The organism is Pantoea sp. ICBG 828, from assembly GCF_002928355.1.
Taxonomy (GTDB): domain Bacteria; phylum Pseudomonadota; class Gammaproteobacteria; order Enterobacterales; family Enterobacteriaceae; genus Pantoea; species Pantoea dispersa.
Genome location: NZ_POWN01000004.1, coordinates 499,631 through 521,182, shown reverse-complemented (window position 1 = coordinate 521,182; position 21,552 = coordinate 499,631). Strand labels below are relative to the sequence as shown.

Genomic DNA, 21,552 nt, shown 5'->3' with positions numbered 1-21,552 from the left:
CATGAATTGCCCTGCCGCCTTGCCTGCTGCGCCCCGTAACGAAGCCGAACTGCTTCAGCGTGCCCAACAGCTGGCTGGTCAGAGCTTTGCCGCGCTGGCCGCGCAGCTTGGCCTGCCGATGCCTGCCGATTTACGCCGTGATAAAGGCTGGGTTGGCATGCTGCTGGAGCTGCTGCTTGGCGCCAGCGCCGGCAGTAAAGCCGAGCAGGATTTTGCGCATCTGGGCATTGAACTCAAAACCATTCCGGTCGACGCGCTGGGTAAGCCGCTGGAAACCACCTTTGTCTGCGTGGCACCGCTCACCGGCAACAGCGGCGTTACCTGGCAAACCAGCCACGTGCGCCACAAGCTGGCGCGGGTGCTGTGGATCCCGGTGGAGGGCGATCGCGCCATTCCGCTGGCCGAGCGCCGCGTGGGTTCGCCGCTGCTGTGGCAGCCGAATGCGCAGGAAGAGCAGCAGTTACGTGAGGACTGGGAAGAGCTGATGGACATGATCGTGCTCGGCCAGGTGGAGCGCATCACCGCCCGCCACGGTGCGTGGCTGCAAATCCGGCCGAAAGCGGCCAACAGCAAAGCGCTGACCGAAGCCATCGGCGAACATGGCGAGCCGATCATGACGCTGCCGCGCGGTTTTTATCTCAAGAAGAGCTTTACCGGACCGCTGCTGGCACGGCATTTTCTGCTGTAATTCCCGGTACAACTACGCCCTTGCAGGATCGCTTTAGGCAGCGCCGCCTGCGCCGTGTATAATTCCCGTTTACTTTTCGTTTAGGAATGAAGGATTCATGTTTGACTGGATTGCTGATCCCAACGCCTGGCTGGCGCTGGGAACATTAACCATTCTGGAAGTGGTGCTGGGTATCGATAACATTATTTTCCTGTCTCTGGTGGTCGCAAAACTGCCGCAGCACCAGCAAAACCGGGCGCGCCGGCTGGGTCTGATGGGGGCGATGTTGATGCGCCTCGGGCTGCTGGCCTCCATCGCCTGGGTGGTGAGACTAACGCAGCCGTTGTTTTCCATCATGGACCACGCCTTTTCCGCGCGCGATCTGATTCTGCTGTTCGGCGGCCTGTTCCTGCTGTGGAAGTCGAGCATGGAGATCCATGAAACCATCGAAGGCGGCGAAGAGGAGCACAAAACCAATGTGCACTCTTTCTTCGGCGCCATCGTGCAGATCATGCTGCTCGACATCATCTTCAGCCTGGATTCAGTGATCACCGCCGTCGGTCTGTCCGATCACCTGTTCATTATGATGGCGGCAGTGGTCATCGCGGTGCTGATGATGATGGTGGCCGCGCGCGCGATTGGCGAGTTTGTTGAGCGGCATCCGTCGGTCAAAATGCTGGCGCTGGCGTTTCTGATTCTGGTCGGCTTTACCCTGATCCTCGAGAGTTTTGGTATGCATGTACCAAAAGGTTACATTTATTTTGCGATGTTCTTCTCCATGGCGGTAGAGTGTCTGAACCTGATGCGCAGCAGGAAAAACAAAGCGTAACCTGTCAAGGGCGAGCGCATCTCGCCCTGTTATTTTAGGAATGATGCGATTACTCCAGCTGGCAAAAGCATTTATTACTACACTTTTGCTGTTGAAGTGGCTTGAGGGAGCTGAGAATGAAAGGGTTGGTAAGTGCAGTGGGCCTGCTGCTGGCGGCGCTGGCATTAAGCGGTTGCAGCAGTGATTACGTTATGGCCACCAAAGATGGCCGCATGATTATGACCGAAGGTAAGCCGTCGATTGATAAAGAAACCGGTCTGGTGCAGTACACCGACGAACAGGGCCATGTTATGCAAATTAATGGTGACGAGGTTTCCACCATCATTGAGCGTTAAGTGCCAAATTGCCTCGCCTGTACGCGTTTTCCCCCTGTGCAGGCGATTTCCCGAACTTTCCCCCCTTCCTTCTGCGCCACTTCACAGGCTATAGTCCCAGAGAACACAACATTCCGTTTCATAATGAAAAAAGGAAGCCGGCAATGCATTATCACCGTATCCCCCATAGCACGCTGGAAGTCAGTCAGCTGGGGTTAGGCACGATGACGTTTGGTGAGCAGAATAGCGAAGCCGACGCCCACCAGCAGCTTGATTACGCCGTTAGCCAGGGTATTAACCTGATTGATACCGCCGAGATGTATCCGGTGCCACCGCGTCCGGAAACCCAGGGCCTGACCGAAAAATACATTGGCAGCTGGCTGCAAAAGCGCGGCAGCCGCGACAAAATCATTCTGGCGAGTAAAGTCGCCGGCCCGGTGCGCGGCAGCGATGCGCTTATTCGCCCCAACCAGGCGCTGGATCGCAAGAACATCCGCGAAGCGCTGGACGCCAGCCTGAAACGCCTCAATACCGATTACCTCGACCTCTACCAGCTGCACTGGCCGCAGCGCCAGACTAACTACTTTGGCAAGCTCGGTTATCAGTACAGTGACAACACCGCCACCGTTACGCTGCTGGAGACGCTGGAAGCGCTGACCGAACAGGTGCGCGCGGGCAAGATCCGTTACATTGGCGTCTCGAACGAAACGGCCTGGGGCGTGATGCGCTACCTGCAGCTGGCGGAGAAGCACGAGCTGCCGCGTATCGTCACCATTCAGAATCCGTACAGCCTGCTGAACCGCAGTTTTGAAGTGGGTCTGGCAGAGATTAGCCAGCATGAGGGCGTGGAACTGCTGGCTTATTCCAGCCTGGCCTTTGGCACGCTGAGCGGCAAATACCTCAACGGGGCGAAACCGGCCGGCGCGCGCAATACGCTGTTCAGCCGCTTTACCCGCTACAGCGGCGAGCAGTCACAGCAGGCGATTGCTGCCTACGTGGCGCTGGCGAAACAGCACAACCTTGATCCGTCACAGATGGCGCTGGCCTATGTGCGGCAGCAGCCGTTTGTGGCCAGCACCCTGCTCGGTGCCACCACCATGGAACAGCTGAAGGTTAACGTGGAGAGTTTCAACCTGACGCTGAGCGGCGAGGTGTTAGAGGCGCTGGAGGCGATTCACCGTCAGTACACGTATCCGGCACCGTAATCTCCCTGGTGCGCGTTAACGCGCACCCTACAGGGTTTATGGCCCTGGCGTACGTGCTGCGGTTTTGGTGCGCGTTAACGCGCACCCTACAGGGTTTGTGTTACCCTCGTGTACCAGCTGTGGTTTTGGCGTATGCGCCGGGCCAGGGTAGGGTCGCCATTCATGGCGACCTGGTCCCTTTCTGCACCGCTCAGCGACGCGTTCTCCACCACAACACGGCAATCGCCATGGCGAACAGCGCGCCGAAGCCCACGCCCGTCGCGACCGCCGGCGCACCCAGCTTAATCGCCACGGTATACAGCCCCAGCATCAGCAGCATCGCGCTGTTCTCACCCAGGTTTTGCACCGCAATCGCGTTGCCAGAACCCACGGTATCTTTGCCGCGCTCCTGCAACAGCGCGTTGAGCGGCACCACAAAGAAGCCGCCGAGTGCACCAATCAGCATCAGTAGCAGATACGCATTCAGCAGGCTATGCTGCAGCGAGAACAGCACCACCATCACGCCAATCAGCACGCCGGCCGGCATGCAGCGCCGCACCGTTTGCAGCGTGACCAGTTTTGCCGCCGCGCCCGCGCCGATAACGATACCGATCGCCACCATGGCATTTAGCGTGGTCGGCGTTTTATTGTCCGTGATGCCCAGCGCCACCGGCACCCACAGCACCAGCAGGAAGCGCAGCGTGACGCCGGCGCCCCAGAACAGGCTGGTGCCGAGCAGCGAGAAGCGGGTTTCACCGTTACGCCACAGCAGCTGTGCCGAGGCGATAAAGCTGCGCAGCATCGCGCCAGCGTGCCAGCTCTGGCCGGGGCGCGCTGCCTGCAGACGCGGAATGAACAGGTTCGCCACCACCGCCAGTGCGTAAGTGAGTGCACACACCACCAGTGCTGCCAGCAGATGCCAGTCGGCGAGCACGCCGCCTGCCACCGAGCCGAGCAGAATCGCCGCGATAGTCGACGACTCCATCAGCCCGTTGGCTTTCACCAGCCGCGCGCCGCTGGTGATCTCCGTCAGGATGCCGTATTTCGCCGGCGAATACGCCGCCGCGCCGACGCCTACCAGCGTGTAGCCGAGAAACGGATTAAAGCCGAAGCAGATCACCAGCGCACCGAGCAGCTTAAGGCTGTTGGCAAACATCATCACCCGCCCTTTGGCAAAGCTGTCGGCCATCTGTCCGACAAACGGCGCGAGCAGAATGTAAGTGGCCACAAACAGCATCTGCAGGATCGGCTGGCTCCAGTCCGGATAGAACTGACTTTTCAGCAGCGCCAGCGTGGCGAACAGCAGCGCGTTGTCGCCAAAGGCAGAGAAAAACTGTGCCACGATCACCGCCAGCATACTGCGCGACAGCAAAGGGGCGTCCGGATTCACCGACTGACTCATGCCCGCTCCTCTTCTGCCAGCTGTTTCAGGCTGACGTAGTCTGGTTTGCCGCTGCCCAGCATCGGCAGCTGTTTCATGTAGCGAATGTCGCGCGGCACCGCCAGCTCTGGCGCACCCATCTCACGCGCGGCCTGCTGCAGCCGGTCGCGGCTGAGTTCACTGTCGGTGGTAAACAGCACCAGCGCTTCTCCACGCTGGCCATCGGGCCGCAGCGACGCCGCGTGCTGTTTCTCCGCCGAAGCTTTCAGGGCAATCTGCTCCACGCTCTCCAGCGACACCATCTCTCCGGCGATTTTGGCGAAGCGTTTAGCGCGCCCCTGAATCTGACAGAAACCGCCCTCGTCAAAGCTGACAATATCCCCGGTATCGTACCAGCCGGCTTCCTGTTCGCCTTCGCCGTTATCCGCCACCGGTGGCTCCAGCACGCCGGGGTTTTCCACCCGCAGATAGCCGTTCATGATGTTCGGACCGCGCAGCTGCAGCCGTCCGCCCTGCTCAATGCCGGGCACCGCAATCAGACGTGAATCCATGCCCGGCAGAATACGCCCGACGGTATGCGATTTGGCGGCCATCGGTACGTTGATTGCCACCACCGGTGCACACTCGGTCACGCCGTAACCTTCAAGGATGCGGATGCCGTACTTCTCCATGTAGATCTGGCGCGTGCCTTCCTGCAGCTTCTCGGCACCGGCGACGACGTAGCGCAGCCGGGCGAAATCGTACGGGCTGGCAAAGCGCGCATAGTTGCCGAGGAAGGTGGAGGTGCCAAACAGCACGGTGCAGTTACGGTCATACACCAGCTCCGGCACGATGCGATAGTGCAGCGGGCTGGGATAGAGGAATACCTGCGCGCCGGTCAGCAGCGGCGTGAACAGCCCGACGGTGAGGCCGAAGGCGTGGAACAGCGGCAGCGCCGACATAAAGCGGTCGCGCGGGGTGAAATCCGCCACGGTGCGAATCTGCTCCACGTTCGCCAGCAGACTTTTATGCGAGTGCACCACGCCTTTGGGATTGCCTTCCGAGCCGGAGGTAAAAAGCACCATTGCCGCGTCTTCTGGCTGCTGCGCAACCTGCGCCCGGCGCGGCAGCAGCAGGTGCGCGAGGATCCACAGTTTGTCCTGCAGCGTGACGGTATCTTTCAGATCCTCCAGATAGATCCACTGCACCTCCGTCAGCCCCTGCGGCAGGTGCCACAGGTTGCCCTTCTCGAGGAACTGGCGCGAGGTAAACACGGTTTTCACCTGCGAGGCGGTCAGCGCCGCGCGCATGCCGTTGATGCCGGCGGTGTAGTTGAGCATGGCCGGCACGCGCCCGCGCAGTGAAGCCCCCAGAATCGCCGCCGCGGTCACCGTGGCATTCGGCAGCAGCAGGCCAACGAATTCGCCCTGCTGGCTGTAGCGCTCCAGAATGCGTCCGACACCGAGCGCTTTTTTCAGCAGCCCGGTGTAGCTGTCCGGCTTAAAGTTGATGTCTTCGATGCAGGCTTTACTCAGCCCGTAACGGGTGCGCGCATTGAGAAAAGCGTCGAACAGCGTTTCGCGCGGGCGTACCGCCATGCGCGCTTCCATCATCACATGGTGTAAATGCTCACCGGCCAGCACGCGGCGGTCGCGCGCGCGTTTCGCTTCCGGCATGGGAATTACCGTGGCCGGCAGCACCGTCAGGGTAATGCGCGGGAACAGGCGGCGTTTAAACACCCCGGCCAGGCGGCCAAACGGCGTGTACTCTGCGCCTTCAATACGCATCGGCACCACGATGGCGGCGGATTTTGCCGCGACGAAGCCAGCGCCGCTGTAGATTTTCATCAATGAGCCGGTGACGGTAATGCGCCCTTCCGGAAAGATCACCACCGGACGCCCTTCGTTGATCATGCGCACCAGATGTTTGATCGACATCGGTTTGGTGGGGTCGAGCGGCACGAAGTCGATGACCGGCCTGAGCAGGCGCATATACCACTGTTCGCTGATCGAGGAATAGACGGCGAACACCGGTTTGATGGGCAGAAACAGCGCCAGCAGCACGCCATCGAGAAACGACATATGGTTTGGCGTGATCAGCACTTTTTCTTTGTGCAGGGCAGTCAGATCGCCACGCAGCTCAACGCGCCATAACAGGCGACAGAGGAAACGCAGAACGGTAAATAGCATGCCAGCTCCTTAGCAGCGGTAAAAAATGGTTCTTACCTTGCAGGATCCGGGGATGTTCGACAAGTAGCGCAGTGATTTATCGTGATGAATTCAGGGTGATTCGCCCTGCCAGCCGCCGCCCAGTGCGGCGATCAGCGCCACGCTACTCACCCACTGGCTGCTCTGCAGCGACAGCAGGCTCTGCTGCTCGCTCAGGCTGCTGTTCTCCGTGGTAGCGACATCAAGGTAATCAATCATGCCGGCGTCATACTGGTTGCGCGTTACGCGTGCTGACGCCTGTGCCGCCACGGCGGCGCGCTGCTGCGCGGCGATTTCCCCCTGCAGGGTATTCAGTTCCACCAGGTTATCTTCCACTTCTCCCAGCGCGCTCAGCACCGTCTGGCGATAGGTGGCCACGCTGGCATCATAGGCGGCACGCGCCTGCGCCACTTTCGCCGAGGTCGCGCCAAAATCGAGCAGCGTACCGCTGAGCTCCGGCCCCAGCGACCAGGCGCGATTCGGCAGCGACAATAAACTGTGGATCGCTGAGGCGGTCACGCCACCGCTGGCGCTGAGCGTCAGGTCGGGATAATAACCGGCAATCGCCACTCCGACCGCCGCGTTGGCGGCCGCCACGTTACGTTCGGCATAGGCGATGTCCGGACGGCGCTGCAGCAGCGCCGAAGGCAGGCTCTGTGGAATGGACGGCAGCGTGGCATCCAGCTTCGCCACCGGCAACGTAAAGTCGGCTGGCGCACGCCCCAGCAGCAGCGCCACCGCGTGCTCCAGTTGCGCGCGCTGCCACTGATAATCCTGCGCCGAAGCGCGGGCGCTCTCCAGCTGCATCTGTGCCTGCGCCAGAGTGGCGCGGGATTCGCTACCGGCGCGGTACTTGTTGTCAATCACGCTGAGATAGCGCTGATAAGCTTCAATGCTGCGCTGATAGAGCGCGATCTTTTCGTCGATGATGCGCAGCTGAAAATAGTCCTGCGCCAGCTCTGACTGGGCGCTCAGCGTGACATTGGCCAGTTCAGCCTGGCTGGCCTGCGCGCTGGCCTTATCTTCTTCCTGGGTGCGGCGCAGTTTGCCCCACAGATCCAGCTCCCAGCTGGCACTCAGCGTAGCGCTGTGGCTGTTGCTGACGCTGCGCTGACCGCTGGTGCTGGCACGGCTGCCGCTGCGCGTGCTGCTGGCATCGTAGTCGAGTGAGGGAAACAGCGCCGCGCGCGACTGCGCGCTCAGCGCCTGGGCTTCGCGATACTGCGCCGCATAACTGGCGACGTTCTGGTTAGAGATGCTCACCTGGCGCAGCAGGCTGGACAAGGTGGCATCGTGATACACCGTCCACCACTCCCCTTTGCGACTGGCGTCCTGCGGCGTGGCCTGCGTCCAGCCTTTGGCCTCTTTATAGTGCGTCGGCAGCGCCATCGCCGGACGCTGATAATCGGGGCCAACGCTACAGCCAGCAACCAGTAGCGCCGCCGTCAGCGCGCCAATGTTCATCATTTTCATCAATCAGGATTCCACATGACGCACGCGCCGCCACTGACGCTGGGTGGCGCGGCTGAGACGATCCAGCCAGAGATAGACCACTGGCGTGGTAAACAGGGTCAGCAGCTGGCTCAGGGCCAGACCGCCGGCAATGGCAATCCCCAGCGGGCTGCGTAAATCAGCGTCGCCACCGCTACCCAGCGCCAGCGGCAGAGCGCCGAAGAAGGCGGCCAGCGTGGTCATCATGATCGGCCGAAAGCGCATCAGGCACGCCTGCGTAATCGCCTGCTGCGGCGACAGCCCCTGACTGCGCTCGGCGTGCAGGGCAAAATCGATCATCATGATGGCGTTTTTCTTGACGATACCGATCAGCAAAATGATGCCGATCAGCGCAATCACCGTCAGCTGCGTATTGGTCAGCAGCAACAGCAGCAGCGCCCCGACGCCTGCCGACGGCAGCGTGGAGAGAATGGTCAGCGGGTGAATGTAACTCTCATACAGCACGCCCAGGACGATATACACCGCCGCCAGCGCCGCAATAATCAGCCACGGCATGGTGGCGGTGAGCTGAGAGAACGCTGCGGCGGTGCCGGCAAAGCCCGCCTGAATGCTGGAGGGCAACCCCAGCTGTGCCATCGCTTGCTTAATCAGCGTCTGCGCCTGCTCCAGCGACACGCCGTCGTTGAGGTTGAAGGCGATGGTGCTGGTCGCTGACTGGCCCTGATGCGCAACCGACAGCGGCGCGTTGCCGCCGCTGAAGTGGGCAAAGGCCGCCAGCGGCACGCGATCGCCGCTGTCGTTAATCACATACAGTTGTTGCAGCATGGCCGGATCGCGCGTGTCGCTGTCCTGCAGGGCCATCACCACATGGTACTGATTGAGCGTGTGATAGAGCGTGGCAATCTGTCGCTGACTAAAGGCATTGTTCAGCAGCGTGTCCAGCATCTGCACGTTAACGCCCAGCCGCGTGGCGCGGTCGCGATCGATGTTGATCACCACCTCCTGTCCGCCGGTTTGCGCATCGGAATCCACGCTGTTGAGTTGCGGTATCGCGGCCAGCGCCGCCTGGACTTTCGGTGTCCAGCGGCGCAGCAGATCGAGATCGTCAGCCTGCAGGCTGTACTGATAAGTGGCGTTGGCGCTGCGCCCGCCGATGTGCAGATCCTGCGCGGCCATCAGGAACAGCTGCGCCCCGGCAATATGGCGGGTTTTCAGGCTCAGCCGGTTAGCCACTTCGGTGGCACTGGCGCTGCGCTGGTCAAAATCTTTCAGCCGGACAAAAAAGTTGGCGCTATTGCGCGAGCCAAACATACCGCTGCCCATTGACGACATCACGCTGTCTACCGCCGGATCGGCCTCAATGATTTTGGTGAACGCCAGCATCTTTGGCTTCATCGCCTGGAAGGAGATGTTCTGGTCAGCGCGCAGGGCGCCCATCAGCAGGCCGGTGTCCTGATTGGGGAAAAAGCCCTTTTGCACCACGCTAAACAGAAACAGATTGAGCAGCACGGTGAGCAGTAAACTCAGCAGGGTGATCTTCTGGTGCGCCATCACCCACGCCAGGCCACGCGCGTAGGCGGCCAGCAGCGCGTTGAGCGCATTTTCGATCAGCTGATAGAGCGGATGCGGCCGCCGGGTGACCAGCGGCTTCGGCCGCAGCAGCCGGGCGCACAGCATCGGGGTCAGGCTGAGCGAGACAAACATGGAGATCAGCAGCGAGACCGTCAGCGTCACCGCAAATTCGCGGAACAGGCGGCCAACAATACTGCCCATCAGCAGAATCGGGATAAACACCGCCACCAGCGACACCGTCATCGACAGCACCGTAAAGCTCACCTCATGGGCACCGCGCAGGGCGGCACGCAGCGGACTCAGACCGGCTTCGATGTGCCGGGTGATATTTTCCAGCACCACGATGGCGTCATCAACAACAAAGCCCGTGGCGATGATCAGCGCCATCAGCGACAGGTTATCGAGACTGTAGCCGAGCAGATACATCACCGCGCAGGTGCCGATCAGCGACACCGGCAGCGCCAGCGCCGGAATCACCACCGCCTGCAGATTACGCAGGAAGACAAATACCACAGCAATCACCAGCAGCATCGCCACCAGCAGCGTCTCTTCGGTGTCATACAGGGAGGCGCGCACCGTTGGCGAACGGTCCACCACCACTTTGAGCTGGGTATCAGCAGGCAGATCTTTCTCCAGCTGTGGCAGCTGCGCTTTGATGGCGTCAATGGTGTCGAGCATGTTAGCGCCGGCCTGACGCTTGATGGCGATCATCACCGACGGCTGTGAATTGAGAAAGCCGGCCTGATACTGATCCTCCACCGAGTCATACACCGTGGCGACGTCATGCAGTCGCACCGCCTTACCCGCGTGGTAGCTGACTATCAGGTCGCGGTACTGTGCCGCTTTGTCCAGCTGGCCGTTACCGTCCACCATCCAGGACTGGCTGCTGCCCTGCAGCATGCCTTTCGGCAGATTGGTGGTGCTGCTGGATACGGCGCTGCGCACCGTATCCAGCGCAATGCCATAGTGCGTCAGCTGTTGCGGCTGCAGATCGATGCGGACCGCCGGCAGCGCGCTGCCCATCAGCGACACTTCGCCCACGCCCCTGACCTGCCCCATCGCCTGTTCAATTTTGCTTTCGGCGAGGTCATACAGTTCACCCGGCGTGCGCGTGGCGGAGGTAAGCGCCAGCATCACAATCGGCGCGTCCGAGGGATTCGCTTTGCGATAGGTCGGCAGCGACTCCATAGCACTCGGTAACAGGCTGCGCGCCGCGTTTATCGCCGCCTGTACGTCGCGCGCCGCGCCATTGATATCGCGGTCAAGTTCAAACTGCAGTATCACGCTGGTCGAGCCCTGCGAGCTGGTCGACGTCATCTCCGTCACACCGGCAATCTGGCCGAGCGAACGCTCCAGCGGCGTCGCCACCGTGGCCGCCATGGTTTCCGGGCTGGCACCGGCCAGGCTGGCGCTGACCATGATGGTAGGAAAATCCACCTGCGGCAGCGGCGCGACGGGCAGCAGCCGGTAGCCCAGCGCCCCGAGCAGCAGGATCGCCAGCGTCAGCAGCAGCGTGGCAACCGGGCGAAAGATAAACAGCCGGGTGATGTTCATGGCTCGCCCCGCGCCTGCTGCTGCCGGCGCTGCACGTAGCGCTTACCGCGCTGCGCCAGCCCATCAAACCACAGATAGATTACCGGGGTGGAGAACAGCGTCAGCACCTGGCTCACCAGCAGGCCACCGACAATCACCAGCCCGAGCGGCTGACGCAGTTCAGCACCGGAGCCGGAGGCCAGCATCAGCGGCAGCGCCCCGAGCAGCGCCGCCATGGTGGTCATCAGAATCGGCCGGAAGCGCAGCAGGCAGGCCTGATGGATCGCTTCGCGCGGCTTCATATGCTGCTTATGCTGCGCCTCCAGCGCGAAGTCGATCATCATAATGGCGTTCTTTTTAACGATGCCAATCAGCAGAATGACGCCAATCAGCGCGATCAGGCTGAATTCGCTGCCCGCCAGCATCAGCGTCAGCAGCGCCCCGACCGCCGCCGACGGCAGCGTGGAGAGAATGGTCACCGGATGGATAAAGCTCTCATACAGAATGCCCAGCACCACGTACATGGTGATCAGCGCCGCCAGAATCAGCCACAGCGTATTGCCGGTGGCACTCTGAAACGCCGCGGTTTCACCCTGATAACGCAGCGTTATGCTGGCGGGTAGTTTAAGCTGCTGCGTGACCTGCGCAATCGCCCGCTGCCCCTCCTCCAGCGAATAACCGGGGTTAAGATTGAACGACACCATCACCGCCGGGAACTGATTCAGGCGCATGTGCATCAGCGCCCCGGTCCGCGCATGCACGCTGGCGATGGCGGTGAGTTTCACCATGCCGGTGGTGGTGGTCTCACTGTCGCTGTCACTGCTGGTTGATGCACTGCTGCTCACCGGCAGATAAACGTCATCAAATGACGCCGGCGACTGCTGATACTGCGGCGCCACTTCCAGCACCACGCGATACTGGTTCGCCTGGGTAAAAATGGTGGAAACCAGCCGCTGACCAAAGCTGTTGTACAGCGCGGTATCGACGTCAGCTGCCGTGATGCCGTAGCGCGCCGCTTTATCGCGATTCAGCTCCACATAGGCCACGCGCCCCTGATCCTGCAGGTTGCTGACCACGCCATTAAACTCCGGGCGCTGCTGCAGCGCAGCTATCAGCTGCGGCGTCCAGCGCACCAGGTTTTCGCTGTCGGCATCATCAAGGGTGAACTGGTACTGGCTCGGCGTCACCTGATCGTTGACCGTCAGGTCCTGTGCTGGCTGCAGATAAAGCTGAATGCCGGCGACCTGGCGCGCCGCCTGCTGTAGCTGCGCAATCACCTCATCGGCTTTGACGTCGCGCTGGTCAAACGCTTTCAGGTTGATTTGCAGGCGCCCGCTATTGAGACTGGTGTTATTGCCGTCGATACCAATGGTTGAGGACACACTCTCGACCGCCGGATTTTGCAGGATCACCGTTGCCAGCGCCTGCTGACGCTGCGCCATCGCCGTGAAGGAGACATCCTGCGACGCCACGGTCACCCCCTGAATCAGCCCGGTATCCTGGGTGGGAAAGAACCCCTTCGGGATGGCCAGATACAGCAGCGCGGTGAGTGCAAAGGTTGCCAGCGCCACCAGCAGCGTCAGCTTCTGATGGTTGAGCACTACGCTGAGCAGGCGGTCATAGCCGCGTACCAGTTTGTCAAACAGCTCGCCGCCTTTGCGCGCAAAGCGTGACTGTTGCGACTCCGGAATATGCCTTAACAGCCAGGCACACAGCATCGGCGTCAGCGTCAGCGACACCACCATCGACACCAGAATCGAGACGGCCAGGGTGATGGCGAATTCGCGGAACAGCCGGCCGACCACATCGCCCATAAACAGCAGCGGAATCAGGACCGCAATCAGGGAAAACGTCAGGGAAATAATGGTGAAGCCAATCTGCTGCGAGCCTTTCAGCGCGGCCTGCATCGGCGTTTCCCCCTGCTCCAGCCGGCGTGAAATGTTCTCCACCACCACAATCGCGTCATCAATGACAAACCCGGTGGCGATGGTCAGCGCCATTAGCGACAGGTTGTTGAGGCTGAAATCGGCGAGATACATCACGCCAAAGGTGCCAATCAGCGACAGCGGTACTGCCACGCTGGGAATCAGCGTCGCCGCCACGTTGCGCAGAAACAGGAAGGTCACCATCACCACCAGTGCGATCGACAGCATCAGTTCAAACTGTACGTCGCTGATCGAGGCGCGGATGGTCTGCGTGCGATCGGCGAGCACACGCATTTTCACGCCATCCGGCAGCGCCGCCTGCAAAACGGGCAGCTGTTTTTTAATGCTATCCACCACCTGAATGACGTTGGCGCCAGGCTGGCGCTGCACGCTGATGACAATCGCCGGACGGTTATTGGCCCACGCCGACTGAAAGCGATTCTCCGGCCCCTGCTCGATATGGGCGATATCTTTCAGCCGCAGCGCCGCACCGTTCTGCCAGGTGAGAATCAGATTGCCGTATTCGGCCGCGGTGCGCAGCTGGTCGTTGGCGTCGATGGTCACCGAGTGATATTTGCCGTCGAAACCGCCTTTCGAACCGTTGACGTTGCTGTTGGCGATCAGCGTATTGACGTCTTCCAGCGACAGCTTGTGCGCCGCCAGCGCTTTTGGATCCATCTGCACGCGAATCGCCGGCTGATTACCGCCCGCCAGGGTCACCATCCCCACGCCGTTGATTTGCGACAGCTTCAGCGCCACGCGCGTGTTCACCAGATCCTGCACCTCAGTCAGCGGCAGCGTGTCGGAACTGGCGGCCAGCGTGATCACCGCACTGTCGGCCGGATTGACCTTTTTATACGTCGGCGGATTGGGCAGATCGTCCGGTAACAGATTATTCGCCGCGTTGATTGCCGCCTGGACTTCCTGTTCGGCGACGTCAAGCGACAGATCGAGGCTGAACTTCAGGGTGATAATCGATGATCCGCCCGAGCTGGCAGACGTCATCTGGCTAAGACCGGCCATCTGACCGAGCTGACGCTCCAGCGGCGAGGTCACGGACGAGGCCATCACGTCCGGGCTGGCGCCAGGATAAAGGGTGGTAACCTGAATGGTCGGATAATCCACCTGCGGCAGCGCCGAGGTGGAGAGAAAGCGATAAGCGAACAGACCGGCGATCAGCACGCCGACCATCAGCAGAATCGTCGCCACCGGGCGCAGGATAAACAGACGAGACGGATTCATGGCTGGGTACTTTTGCTGTCGTCAGCCAGCTGGACTTTGCTGCCGTTAGTCAGACGATCGATCCCCTCGGTCACCAGACGATCGCCTGGCGCCACGCCCTGCAGGATCGCCTGACGATCTTCCCCCAGTGCCGGTCCGGCGGTGACCGCTTTGCGCGTCACGCTATTATCTTTGTTGATAATAAACACAAAGCTCCCGTCGCTGCTCAGCTGCAGCGCCTGCGCCGGAATCACCGTCGCGTTTTTCAGCGTGCCGGTTTGCAAACGCAGATTAACGAACTGGTTGGCAAACAGCGCTTCGTCCTGGTTAGGAAAGCTGGCTTTCAGTTCGATGGTGCCGGTGCTGGTATCGATCTGATTGCTGATGTACTTCACCTCACCCTGCGCCAGTATGGTGCTGTTGTCCTGATCGAAGGCCGTCGCGGGCAGGCTCTGGCCGTTGCGCAGTGCGCGCGTCAGCTGCGCGATGTAACTTTGCGGCACGCTGAACGTCACGGCGGCAGGCTGCATTTGCGTCACCACCACAATGCCGGTGGTGTCGCTGGTCTGCACCATATTGCCCGGATCGACCAGCCGCAGACCTACGCGGCCGCTGATCGGCGAGGTGATGCGGGCATACTCAATATCCAGTTTTGCGCTGGCGATTTGCGCCTGATCCGCCGCCACCGCGCCCTGATACTGGCCGACGGTAGCAATCTGGCTATCCAGATCCTGGCGCGACAGCGAGTCCTGCGCTGCCAGCTTTTTGTAGCGTGCCAGCGTCAGTTGCGCACTGTGCAGCAGCGCCTGGTTCTGGCTGAGATCGCCCTGATACTGCGCCAGCGTCGCCTGATAACTGCGCGGATCGATCTGCGCCAGCAGCTGACCGGCGCTGACTTTCTGCCCTTCAGTAAAGAACACCTGCTGCAGCTGCCCGGCCACGCGGCTGGTGACGGTGACGCTGGCGTTGGGGATCACCGTGCCGAGCGCATTCAGGTACACCGGTACGTCGGTCGTCGCGGCAATGCCGCTGTGCACCAGCGTTGCCGGGCCGCTCATCTGCGCCGCGCCGCGATGACCGCCTGGCGGCAGGTCGCCGGGTGCTGCGCCCCGCTTGCCGCCTGCCACACGCCAGATCACGCCGGCCGCGATCAGCAGCACCAGCAACACAAGCAGCCATTTCAGCCAGCGGGAGAAACCAGAACGGGGAGCATGGATAGTCATCAGCGTCTTCAGATCAGCAAAAGTGTGGGTAAAAACCCCGGTAAGCAGGGGATTATTTCAGCGAAAATCATCACGACGCGCATTATCGGCGGATCGCCAGAACGTTTTCTATACGCAAACCGTAAGCGTTTCGTTAAGAGATGCAGGATTTAAACCGCGCCCGGCAGCGGTCGGTGATGGCGCGCGCAGGCGCTATAAACGGGAGAGGAGGACAACTTACAGGCAAAAAAAACCCACGCATCCGCGTGGGTCGGTGCAACCGAACAGGGTGAATACCACAAGGGTATCGCTGCCGCAGCAGCCGATCTTCACACCAATCAATACCTCTGGGACCTTTATCGTCGCGCAATGGCGGCGCGGATAACAGCCGCAAATCGCAACGGAGTTCGGCGAAATGCAACGAGGTGTGAAAAGCTCGACTGCGCGTTTACATCCTGATTTCGTTAAGATTTATCTGATGCCGGTTTACTGTAAATCGCGTCGGGTGCCACGTTCATGTGTTTCAGCACCGGCCCCATGATGTTGCCAAATACCGGCGCGGCCACCGAGCCGCCAAAGTGATCGCCAGCGGTAGGATGGTTAATCATCACCACCAGCGCCACTTCCGGATGGCTGGCCGGCGCGATGCCGGCGGTGTAGTTAACGTAGCCGCCGTCATATTTGCCGCTGCTGCCCATCTTCTCCGCGGTGCCGGTTTTGGTCGCCAGCCGGTAGCCCGGTACCGCTGCTTTCACCCCGGTACCGCCCGGCAGCACGTCACTCTCCAGCATGTGCACCACGGTTTGCACGATCTGCGGATCCGCCACCTGCCTGCCCAGCACCGGTGGCGTCACTTTGGTGATCGACAGCGGGCGATAGACGCCATACGAACCGAGTGTGGCGTATTCACGCGCAATCTGCAGCGGCGTTACGCGCAGACCGTAACCGAACGAAAAGGTGGCGCGCTCGATGTCCGCCCAGCGCTGGCGATGCAGCGGGAAGTAGCCCACGCTCTCACCGGTCAGCCCCAGCCCGGTCGGCTTGCCGAGACCAAACGCCTGATAGGTGTTCACCAGCGCTTCCGCCGGCATTGCCAGCGCGATGTGCGAGACGCCGATGTCGCTGGATTTCTGCAAAATGCCGGTCATGGTCAGGCGCGGCCAGTGGCCGACATCGCGGATCAGGTGGCCGTTGACGCTGTAGGGCGTGGTGTCGATCACCGAATCGGGGCGCACCAGATGACGCTGCAGCCCTTCCATCACCACCAGCGGTTTCACCGTTGAACCGGGCTCGTAGCTGTCGTTAATGGCGGTATTGCGCATTTGCGCCGGCGTGGCGTTGTCATAATTGTTGGGGTTGAACGACGGATAAGACGCCATAGCGAGGATCTCGCCGGTGTCGATCTTCACCAGCACCGCCGCGCCCGAATCGGCCTTGTTGAGCAGCACGCCGTCGCGCAGCTTGCTGTACAACGTAAACTGGTCAAACTTATCGATGCTGAGCTGCACCGTCGGCGGCTGCTTCGGCGGCTCGTAATCGATCATCGCAATAATGTTGCCGTCCCCGTCCTGGCGATACACCTCTTTACCCGGCTCGCCCTGCAGTACCCGGTCAAAGCCCTTCTCCAGCCCATTAAGCCCGTTATTGTCCGCCCCGACGATGCCAATCAGCGGCGCCGCGGCTTCACTCATCGGATAAAAACGGCTGTCGTCATACACCGAACTGATGCCTTTCAGATGCAGCTCAGCAATATCTTTGGCAATGCCCAGCTCGATTTTGCGCCCGAGGTAGAGGAAGCGCTTTTTCGGATTGGCGGTGATCTGCGCGCGCAGCTCGTCCGGTCGCAGATTCAGCGCCGCCGCCAGATAGCTCCATTTGGCGCTGGTGAAATCGGGATTGGCCTCCAGCACGCGCAGCGGATCGGCGATGATATCGCGCGATGGCACGCTGAGCGCCAGCGCCTGGCCGTCGCGGTCGAGCAGCGTGCCGCGGTTGGTCGGCAGCGTCACGGTCCGCAGCGAGCGCTGGTCGGCCTCGTGCTCCAGCATCGGATGATTGATCAGCTGCAGATCGCCGACGCGCGCCAGCAGCAGGCCCATGCAGCCTAATACGCCCAGACAAATCAGACGAAAACGAAACGGGTTAAACGGGGCTTTAATCTGGTCTTTTCCCAGAAATTTTTTAATCGGGGGCATGGCGATCCGCTGCGATAAAAGATGAATCCAAAGGGGTTAGCTGCAGTTATAAAGAAAGGTAAAGCGAGTTGACAGGAAAACAATGTATCAGTTCGTTTATGCCCGATTGAGGTCACCGCAACGGGACGCATCACACCGGCAGATCGCAGGCAAAAAAAACCTGCGCATCTGCGCAGGTCGGTGTAATCAAGAAAACTGTTGATGTTCACCCATCAATACCTCTGGGACCCTGACTGTAGCAAGTTGCTCAGCGCAGAAACTATCACTCAAACGCAACAGTTACCGGCAAAATGTAACCAGCGGTGAGATTGTTAGCCGATTGTGCAACTGGCGTGTTTTTTGATTTCCACCAGGCAGCTCATGGCGTTTGGTCCCTGGGTTAACGACGAAGTTCCGATGTCGAGCGTCAGCACGTTAGGGTTGCCGGCGCGGTCCCACGGCTGCCACGCTTTGCCAAAACCGGGATCGAACCAGGCGCCGGTGGCGATGATCACCACGCCGGGCGTCAGGCCGTCCGTCAGGCGGACGCCAGCCAGCATACGGCCACGCGCATTGCTCACTTCAATCTCATCGCCGTCACTGATACCGCGCGCGGCGGCATCGTCAACGTGCATATACAGCGTTTCGTGACCGGCGGTTTTGCCGGCCTGCACCGTGGCGGTGGCATCCAGCTGACTGTGCAGGCGATCCGCAGGCTGCACCGAAATCATGTGCAGCGGGAACTGCGCGCTGAGCGCTGCGCCAAGCCACTCCTGCGGCGCGCGCCACTCCGGATGCCCGGCGAAATCCGCCAGCTGGTAATCGGCGATGGTCTGGCAAAACAGCTCAATTTTGCCGCTGGCGGTGTGAATCGGATGCGCCTGCGGGTCGGCGCGGAAATCATCCATAAACACGTACGGCTTGCCGCCCTGCGGAATCTCAACAAAGCCGCGCTGCCAGAATGCCTCGAACTCCGGGAACGCGATGTCCAGCTGCGCATGCGCCTGCGCACACTGCTGGTAAAGATGCTCAATCCACTGCATCTCGTTGCGTCCTTCGGTAAAGCGATCGCGGTAGCCAAGGCGATCGGCCAGATCGGCAAAAATATCAAAGTCGTTACGCGCCTGATGCTGCGGTTTAATCGCCTGGTGCATCGCCAGCACGAAGCGGTCACGCGACGAGCCGCCAATGTCGTTGCGCTCCAGCGTGGTGGTGGCCGGCAGCACGATGTCCGCCATCTGCGCCGCGGGCGTCCAGACGATATCCTGCACGATGACCGTATCCGGGCGCTGCCAGCCCTCGACCAGCCGGTTGAGCTGCTGGTGATGGTGGAACGGATTGCCACCTGCCCAGTGCACCAGGTGAATGTCGGGATAGTGCAGCGTCTCGCCCTGAAACGCATACGGCTGGCCGGGATTGAGCAGCATGTCGCTGATGCGCGCCACCGGGATCGACAGATTCGCCGGATTCGGGCCGGTGCTCATCAGCGGCGCCGGGCCTTCCTGGCGCGGATTGCCGACGCTGTTCATCGAGCCATGGCCAAAAGAGAAGCCGCCGCCCGGCAGTCCCGGCTGGCCCAGCATCGACGAGAGCGCAATCATCATCCAGTACGGCTGCTCGCCGCGATGGGCGCGCTGCACCGCATAAGCACAGGTGATAAAACTGCGTTTGCCCGCCAGCTGCTGCGCCAGCAGCGCGATACGCGCCGCCGGGATGCCGGTTATCGCACTGGCCCACGCGGGCGTTTTCGCCACGCCGTCGCTTTCGCCCAGCAGATAGGCACGCAGCTGCGGCCAGCCGGTGCAGTGGCTGGCGAGGAAAGCCTCATCGATAGCGTTCCGGCGGGTAATTTCATGGCCGAGCGCCAGCATCAGCGCCACGTCGGTGTTCGGGCGAATCGGAATCCACTCGGCGTTAACGAATGCCGGGCAGTCATCGCGCATCGGGCTGATGTTAATGATCGGCGTGCCTTTGGCGCTCAGCTGCTGCAGCGCCGGTTTCAGGCTGTGCTCGCCGGCGCCGCCGGAGGCCACCTGCGCATTTTTCAGCGCCAGACCGCCAAAGGCGACGAAAATTTCTGCGTGCTCCACCACCTGCGGCCAGTCGGTGACGCGGCCGGTGAGCGGCATATAAGTGCCAATCACGTAGGGCAGAAAGAACTGTGCCGCACCCCAGCTGTAGTTACCCTGCTGATCAACGCCACCGCCGCCCTGGAAATAGAAGCGACGAATCAGGGTGCGCGCATGGTTAACGCGACCGGCTGATGACCAGCCGTACGAACCGTTGAAAATGCCGGAAGCGCCGTAGCGGTCGCGCACCCGGCGGTTCTCTTCCGCCACCAGATCGAGCGCGGTGTCCCAGTCCACGGCGACAAAATCTTCCCGGCCGCGCAGCGTGCGATCGCTGTTTTCACGCGACTTCAGCCACGAACGGCGCACCATCGGCTGACGGATGCGTTTATCCGAGTACACCAGTTCAGGGATAGTGTGGATCATCGGGGAAGGATCGGCATCGGCGAAGAAAGGTTCGCAGGCAATCAGGCGCTGATTTTCGGTGACGGCGGTAAACGCGCCCCAGTGCGCAAGGTGCGGCACACGAGTTTTCATGGTTATGGGTCCGGCAGGCAGGTGTGATTCAGGCTGGCAGCATAGCACGGTGCCGTTACCGGGCTAAAGCCTCACCGTGAGCGTCTGATTTTCCGCACTTTTGCGACAGCGCTGACATTCTGGCGGGTTGCGGCTGCCGGGCTTTTCCGTAACACTGAGAGCATGTGTAAACGTTTTCCCGGATGTCGACCATTGCATGGCTACTATTAAGGATGTTGCCCGCATGGCGGGGGTGTCGGTCGCGACCGTGTCCCGCGTCATCAATAATTCACCCAAAGCCAGCGAGAGTTCGCGCCTCGCTGTTACCCAGGCCATGGAACAGCTGCAGTATCACCCGAATGCCAATGCCCGCGCGCTGGCGCAGCAATCCACCGAAACGCTCGGGCTGGTGGTAGGCGATGTGTCAGACCCGTTTTTTGGCGCGATGGTGAAAGCCGTCGATGAAGTCGCCGGGCAAACCGGCAACTTTCTGCTGATTGGTAACGGTTACCATAATGAGCAGAAAGAGCGTCAGGCGATTGAACAGCTGATGCGCCATCGCTGCGCTGCGCTGGTGGTGCACGCCAAGAAAATTCCCGATGACGATTTAGAGCTACTGATGAAGCAGGTGCCGGGCATGGTGCTGCTGAACCGGCTGCTGCAGGGGTTTGAGTCACGCTGCATTGCGCTGGATGACCGCTACGGCGCCTGGCTGGCCACGCGCCACCTGATTCAGCAGGGTCATACGCAGATCGCCTTTATCTGCTCGACGCACACCATTTCTGACGCCGAAGATCGGCTGCAGGGCTACTACGATGCGCTGAAGGAGCACGGTCTGCCGTGCAACGACCGGCTGGTGGCGTGGGGAGAACCGGATGAGGTCGGTGGCGAGCAGGCAATGACGGAACTGCTCGGACGCGGCAAGCAGGTGAGCGCGGTGGCGTGCTACAACGATTCGATGGCCGCCGGTGCGCTGGCGGTGCTGAGCGATAACGGCATTCGCGTGCCCGAAGAGATGTCGCTGATTGGCTTTGATGATGTGCTGGTGTCGCGCTACGTGCGTCCGCGCCTGACTACGGTGCGCTATCCGATTGTGACCATGGCGCAGCAGGCCGCGCAGCTGGCGCTGGCGCTGGCCAACGGCACCGCGCTGCCGGAGGTGACCAATATGTTTAGCCCGACGCTGGTCAGGCGGCATTCGGTGGGTGGACCGGGTTAAACGGGTGCAGGCTTTCCCTCACCCTAACCCTCTCCCTGAGGGAGAGGGAACGTTCCAGAGCGCGCGGTCAGCTCCCTCGCCCGCTTGCGGGAGAGGGTTGGGGTGAGG

Annotated in this window: 13 protein-coding genes; 5 read left to right on the top strand and 8 right to left on the bottom strand. The window is 61.0% G+C overall.

Annotation, left to right across the window (positions count from 1 at the left end):
• The first annotated feature begins 1 nt into the window (after window position 1).
• From mutH to C1Y43_RS12725, 4 genes are all read left to right on the top strand, one after another.
• Window positions 2–688, top strand: a complete 687-nt coding sequence (gene mutH / locus C1Y43_RS12740) for a DNA mismatch repair endonuclease MutH (protein ID WP_058757065.1) — start codon at window positions 2–4, stop codon at window positions 686–688.
• A gap of 97 nt (window positions 689–785) precedes the next feature.
• Window positions 786–1,496 carry a TerC family protein gene (locus C1Y43_RS12735; protein ID WP_021506699.1) on the top strand — a complete coding sequence of 237 codons (711 nt, stop codon included), beginning with the start codon at window positions 786–788 and terminating at the stop codon, window positions 1,494–1,496.
• A gap of 116 nt (window positions 1,497–1,612) precedes the next feature.
• Entirely contained in the window at window positions 1,613–1,831 is a 219-nt protein-coding gene (locus tag C1Y43_RS12730; protein WP_021506698.1) for a YgdI/YgdR family lipoprotein, read from the top strand.
• 143 nt (window positions 1,832–1,974) lie between these two features.
• Complete coding sequence (locus tag C1Y43_RS12725) at window positions 1,975–3,015, top strand: NADP(H)-dependent aldo-keto reductase (protein ID WP_021506697.1); 1,041 nt, start codon at window positions 1,975–1,977, stop codon at window positions 3,013–3,015.
• 190 nt (window positions 3,016–3,205) lie between these two features.
• Here C1Y43_RS12725 and lplT read toward each other — a convergent pair whose 3' ends face one another.
• The 8 genes from lplT to C1Y43_RS12685 all read right to left on the bottom strand — a co-directional run bounded on the left by lplT (window position 3,206) and on the right by C1Y43_RS12685 (window position 20,246).
• On the bottom strand, window positions 3,206–4,396 hold the full coding sequence (gene lplT, locus C1Y43_RS12720; protein ID WP_088517227.1) for a lysophospholipid transporter LplT: 1,191 nt from the start codon (window positions 4,394–4,396) through the stop codon (window positions 3,206–3,208).
• The gene (gene aas / locus C1Y43_RS12715; protein WP_104188422.1) at window positions 4,393–6,543 is read right to left on the bottom strand and encodes a bifunctional acyl-ACP--phospholipid O-acyltransferase/long-chain-fatty-acid--ACP ligase; all 2,151 of its coding nucleotides are present in this window, start codon (window positions 6,541–6,543) and stop codon (window positions 4,393–4,395) included. The genes lplT and aas overlap by 4 nt, the downstream gene beginning before the upstream one ends.
• 90 nt (window positions 6,544–6,633) lie before the next feature.
• Entirely contained in the window at window positions 6,634–8,025 is a 1,392-nt protein-coding gene (locus tag C1Y43_RS12710) for an efflux transporter outer membrane subunit (protein WP_369974316.1), read from the bottom strand.
• Between the two features lie 12 nt (window positions 8,026–8,037).
• On the bottom strand, window positions 8,038–11,139 hold the full coding sequence (locus C1Y43_RS12705) for an efflux RND transporter permease subunit (protein WP_104188421.1): 3,102 nt from the start codon (window positions 11,137–11,139) through the stop codon (window positions 8,038–8,040).
• Window positions 11,136–14,285, bottom strand: coding sequence for a multidrug efflux RND transporter permease subunit (locus C1Y43_RS12700; RefSeq protein WP_104188419.1), 3,150 nt, complete (start codon window positions 14,283–14,285; stop codon window positions 11,136–11,138). Before C1Y43_RS12700 ends, C1Y43_RS12705 begins: the two co-directional genes overlap by 4 nt.
• On the bottom strand, window positions 14,282–15,487 hold the full coding sequence (locus C1Y43_RS12695; protein ID WP_104188418.1) for an MdtA/MuxA family multidrug efflux RND transporter periplasmic adaptor subunit: 1,206 nt from the start codon (window positions 15,485–15,487) through the stop codon (window positions 14,282–14,284). Before C1Y43_RS12695 ends, C1Y43_RS12700 begins: the two co-directional genes overlap by 4 nt.
• Before the next feature lie 443 nt (window positions 15,488–15,930).
• Window positions 15,931–17,661 carry a penicillin-binding transpeptidase domain-containing protein gene (locus C1Y43_RS12690; RefSeq protein WP_021506690.1) on the bottom strand — a complete coding sequence of 577 codons (1,731 nt, stop codon included), beginning with the start codon at window positions 17,659–17,661 and terminating at the stop codon, window positions 15,931–15,933.
• Between the two features lie 311 nt (window positions 17,662–17,972).
• Window positions 17,973–20,246 (bottom strand): molybdopterin-dependent oxidoreductase, encoded by a 2,274-nt coding sequence (locus C1Y43_RS12685; RefSeq protein ID WP_104188416.1) that lies wholly within the window; start codon window positions 20,244–20,246, stop codon window positions 17,973–17,975.
• A gap of 196 nt (window positions 20,247–20,442) precedes the next feature.
• Here C1Y43_RS12685 and galR point away from each other — a divergent pair, with 196 nt between their 5' ends.
• On the top strand, window positions 20,443–21,444 hold the full coding sequence (gene galR, locus C1Y43_RS12680; protein WP_031279486.1) for an HTH-type transcriptional regulator GalR: 1,002 nt from the start codon (window positions 20,443–20,445) through the stop codon (window positions 21,442–21,444).
• The last annotated feature ends 108 nt before the right edge of the window (window positions 21,445–21,552 follow it).

What these genes read in the sequence shown, in the direction of transcription:
- mutH (WP_058757065.1), top strand. Translation starts at nt 2, where the DNA reads ATGAATTGCCCTGCCGCCTTGCCTGCTGCGCCCCGTAACGAAGCCGAA.
- C1Y43_RS12735 (WP_021506699.1), top strand. Translation starts at nt 786, where the DNA reads ATGTTTGACTGGATTGCTGATCCCAACGCCTGGCTGGCGCTGGGAACA.
- C1Y43_RS12730 (WP_021506698.1), top strand. Translation starts at nt 1,613, where the DNA reads ATGAAAGGGTTGGTAAGTGCAGTGGGCCTGCTGCTGGCGGCGCTGGCA.
- C1Y43_RS12725 (WP_021506697.1), top strand. Translation starts at nt 1,975, where the DNA reads ATGCATTATCACCGTATCCCCCATAGCACGCTGGAAGTCAGTCAGCTG.
- lplT (WP_088517227.1), bottom strand. Translation starts at nt 4,396, where the DNA reads ATGAGTCAGTCGGTGAATCCGGACGCCCCTTTGCTGTCGCGCAGTATG.
- aas (WP_104188422.1), bottom strand. Translation starts at nt 6,543, where the DNA reads ATGCTATTTACCGTTCTGCGTTTCCTCTGTCGCCTGTTATGGCGCGTT.
- C1Y43_RS12710 (WP_369974316.1), bottom strand. Translation starts at nt 8,025, where the DNA reads ATGAACATTGGCGCGCTGACGGCGGCGCTACTGGTTGCTGGCTGTAGC.
- C1Y43_RS12705 (WP_104188421.1), bottom strand. Translation starts at nt 11,139, where the DNA reads ATGAACATCACCCGGCTGTTTATCTTTCGCCCGGTTGCCACGCTGCTG.
- C1Y43_RS12700 (WP_104188419.1), bottom strand. Translation starts at nt 14,285, where the DNA reads ATGAATCCGTCTCGTCTGTTTATCCTGCGCCCGGTGGCGACGATTCTG.
- C1Y43_RS12695 (WP_104188418.1), bottom strand. Translation starts at nt 15,487, where the DNA reads ATGACTATCCATGCTCCCCGTTCTGGTTTCTCCCGCTGGCTGAAATGG.
- C1Y43_RS12690 (WP_021506690.1), bottom strand. Translation starts at nt 17,661, where the DNA reads ATGCCCCCGATTAAAAAATTTCTGGGAAAAGACCAGATTAAAGCCCCG.
- C1Y43_RS12685 (WP_104188416.1), bottom strand. Translation starts at nt 20,246, where the DNA reads ATGAAAACTCGTGTGCCGCACCTTGCGCACTGGGGCGCGTTTACCGCC.
- galR (WP_031279486.1), top strand. Translation starts at nt 20,443, where the DNA reads ATGGCTACTATTAAGGATGTTGCCCGCATGGCGGGGGTGTCGGTCGCG.